1 protein-coding gene is annotated in these 732 nt (G+C 38.7%); it reads left to right on the forward strand.

Features of this window, described 5'->3' with window-relative positions; all coding sequences use genetic code 11:
- Window positions 1-128: 128 nt before the first annotated feature.
- Complete coding sequence (tnpA, locus tag ACTHOQ_RS18895; RefSeq protein WP_440497739.1) at window positions 129-602, forward strand: IS200/IS605 family transposase; 474 nt, start codon at window positions 129-131, stop codon at window positions 600-602.
- Window positions 603-732 lie beyond the last annotated feature (130 nt).

The following is a 732-nucleotide window of genomic DNA, read 5'->3' on the forward strand; positions in this document are numbered from 1 at the left end:
TTGAAAACGAAAACCCCCTGCTATGCGGGGGGTTCTAAAAAGCTTTTAGCTATGGACAAAAAAAATACTCCAGTCGTACAATAAAATCAGGTCTGGTCAACCGACTACGTACGAAAGGAGTTCCAATAATGGATAATAAAAGTTTAGCACATACAACATGGAATTGTAAGTATCATATAGTTTTTGCGCCCAAATATAGAAGAAGAATAATCTATGGGAAAATAAAAGCGGATATCGGAAAAATACTACGTCAGCTTTGTGAAAGAAAGGGCGTAGAAATTATTGAAGCAACAGCATGTCCTGATCATATACATATGTTAGTGAGTATACCCCCGAAGCTCAGTGTCTCAGCGTTTGTTGGCTATCTCAAAGGAAAGAGTAGCCTGATGATATTCGATCGACATGCCAATTTGAAATATAAATATGGGAATCGAAAATTTTGGTGCCGAGGATATTATGTGGATACAGTAGGCAGAAACAGAAAAGTCATTCAAGAATATATAAAAAATCAATTGCAAGAAGATTATGTGGAGGATCAAATGACGATGAAAGAGTTCATTGACCCATTCACAGGAGAAGAAATCAATCGAAGAAAAAAATAAATAAACCGCTTTAGCGGTGGTCGGAAACGTAGTGCGGTTGGCAGACCTTTCAGAGCGTCTTTAGACGTGGGCCAGTAATCCAGCGTTTCACGCGCAGAGAAAACCACCAGTTCAACTGGTGGTTTTTATT

It is taken from the genome of Solibacillus silvestris, from assembly GCF_051967575.1.
Classification (GTDB): domain Bacteria; phylum Bacillota; class Bacilli; order Bacillales_A; family Planococcaceae; genus Solibacillus; species Solibacillus silvestris_B.